This window comes from Archangium sp., from assembly GCF_036388035.1.
Taxonomy (GTDB): domain Bacteria; phylum Myxococcota; class Myxococcia; order Myxococcales; family Myxococcaceae; genus Archangium.
The window spans coordinates 1-2287 of the sequence record NZ_DASVSO010000983.1; the positions used below are offsets into that span (position 1 = coordinate 1).

The 2287-nt window shown below is 71.1% G+C and carries 2 protein-coding genes and 1 pseudogene; all 3 read left to right on the forward strand.

Features of this window, described 5'->3' with window-relative positions; translation table 11 throughout:
- The coding region (locus VF697_RS40755; RefSeq protein WP_331103797.1) for a zinc-regulated TonB-dependent outer membrane receptor at positions 1-1005 on the forward strand (1005 nt) is incomplete at its 5' end.
- 25 nt (positions 1006-1030) lie between these two features.
- Positions 1031-1951: a metal ABC transporter substrate-binding protein gene (locus VF697_RS40760; RefSeq protein ID WP_331103799.1), complete on the forward strand. Its 921-nt coding sequence runs from the start codon at positions 1031-1033 to the stop codon at positions 1949-1951.
- 3 nt (positions 1952-1954) lie between these two features.
- Positions 1955-2287, forward strand: a pseudogene (locus VF697_RS40765) (hypothetical protein); the annotation flags it as partial.

Sequence of the window (2287 nt, forward strand, 5' to 3'; positions counted from 1 at the left end):
GCCGCCTTCACCTCCAAGGAGCCGCTCCAGACGGGCGGGCATGATCCGGGGGGCAGCGGCTTCAACCTCCAGCAGTTGGAGATGTCGGTGAACGCGGTGGTGGATCCGTACTTCCGCTTCGACAGCAACATCGTCTTCAGCCAGTTCGGCGTGGAGGTGGAAGAGGCGTACGCCACCACCACGAACCTCCCCGCCAACCTCCAGGCGCGCGCCGGCCAGTTCCTCACCCACTTCGGCCGCATCAACCCCACCCACCCCCATGCCTGGGACTTCGTGGACCAGCCCTTCGCCATCGGCCGCGTCTTCGGGGCCGAGGGCAACCGGGGCCTGGGCGCGGAGCTGTCCTGGCTCACCCCGCTGCCCTGGTACGTGGAGGTGCTCGGCTCGGTCTCCGACGCCAGCGGAGGGAGCACCGCGCGCAGCTTCCTCGGCACGGACACCGGCGGCGTCACCTCGCCGCTCGACTTCCAATTCACCGGGGCGGTGAAGCAGTTCTTCGAGCTGTCGGATGACCTGTCGCTGCTGTGGGGCTTGTCGGGCGCCAACGGCCCCAACCCCACCGGCTACCACAACCGCACGGACGTGTACGGCACGGACGTGTACCTCAAGTACCGGCCCCTCAGCGGAGGCTCCTTCACGACGATCGCCCTCCAGGCCGAGGTCCTCTACCGGCGCCGCCAGGTGCCCCAGGACGTGCTCTCGGACGTCAGCGCCTACGGACAGCTCTCCTGGCGCTTCGCCCAGCGCTGGGCCGCCGCGGGCCGCTACGAGCTCGGCACTCCGGCGCGCAACATGGATGGCGGCCTCGCGGTGGATCCGCTCGACCCCGACTGGGCCGACGACCGCCAGCGACTCTCCGCCAACGTCACCTTCTGGCCCACCGAGTTCTCCCGCCTGCGCCTGCAGGGCGCCACCGACCTCGTCGGCTGGCGCGATCGCCCGGACTACTCGGTCTTCCTCGCACTCGAAGTGGTGATGGGCGCGCACGGCGCCCATGCCTTCTGAAACCCTCTCGCTCCAGGAGTCCTTCATGAGCCCCCCTCGCTTCCTCGCGGCCCTGAGCGCCGCCCTCCTCTGCCTCCTCACCCTGCCCGCTCGCGCCGACCTGCGGGTGGTGGCCAGCACGCCGGACCTCGCCGCGGTCGCCAAGGCCGTGGGCGGCGACAAGGCGCAGGTCATCCCGCTGGCGCTGCCCACGCAGGATCCACACTTCGTGGACGCCAAGCCCAACCTGGCCCTCGAGCTCAACCGCGCGGACCTGCTGCTCGCCATCGGCCTGCAGCTGGAGATCGGCTGGCTGCCCACGCTCCAGAATGGCGCGCGCAACCCGCGCATCATCGTCGGCGGCCCGGGCTACCTCGAGGTGGCCCAGTTCATCCGCCCGCTGGAGGTGCCCCAGACCACGGATCGCAGCCAGGGTGACGTGCACCCGGGCGGCAACCCGCACTTCCTCTACGACCCGAGGGCCACGCTGCTGGTGGCCCAGGGCATCGCCGACCGGATGGCCTCGCTGGACCCGAAGAACGCGGACGCCTACCGCGCCAACCTGGCGAAGTTCACCGCCGACGTGGAGAAGGCGCGCGCCGGCTGGGAGCAGCGCCTCGCGGGGCTCAAGGGCGTGCCCGTGGTGGCCTACCACCGGACGACCGCGTACCTGGCGGACTGGCTGGGCTTCGCCACCATCGCCTTCCTCGAGCCCAAGCCGGGCATCCCGCCCAACCCCGCCCACGTGGCCCAGGTGCTGGGGATGGGGCGCCAGCGCAAGGCGCGGATGCTGCTGCAGGAGGACTACTACCCGAACACCACCGCCCGGCTGGTGTCGAGCAAGATTCCCTCCCCCCTCGTCGTCATGCCCGCGGGCACCGACGTGCGCGGCGGGCAGACGTACCTCCAGCGCATGGAGGAGTTGGTGAGGCGCCTGGAGAACGGGCTGAAGGGCCAGGGGACCTGAGCCATGCGCCGCGAACTCCTCCTCCTCTCCTGCCTCGCCCTCGGGGGCTGCGCGTGGGACGCCGGCCAGGGCTTCGCCGTGGTGGAGCCCACCGTGCGCGCCGCGTACGAGACCCTGCCCGCTCGCGACGCGGGGAACGGCTACCAGCGGCTGAGCTCGGACTACCAGGTGCGCGTGGAGTCGGGCTCGATGCAGCTGTCCAGCATCGAGCTGATTGCCCTCAGCGCGGGAGGCTCCGGCGGGAGCTTCAATCCGGCCAGTCCTCCCCCGGGCTACTCGCTGTGCCACGGCGGCCACTGCCACCGTGACGACGGGGCGCTCATCGACTACGAGCAG

What these genes read in the sequence shown, in the direction of transcription:
- VF697_RS40760 (WP_331103799.1), top strand. Translation starts at nt 1,031, where the DNA reads ATGAGCCCCCCTCGCTTCCTCGCGGCCCTGAGCGCCGCCCTCCTCTGC.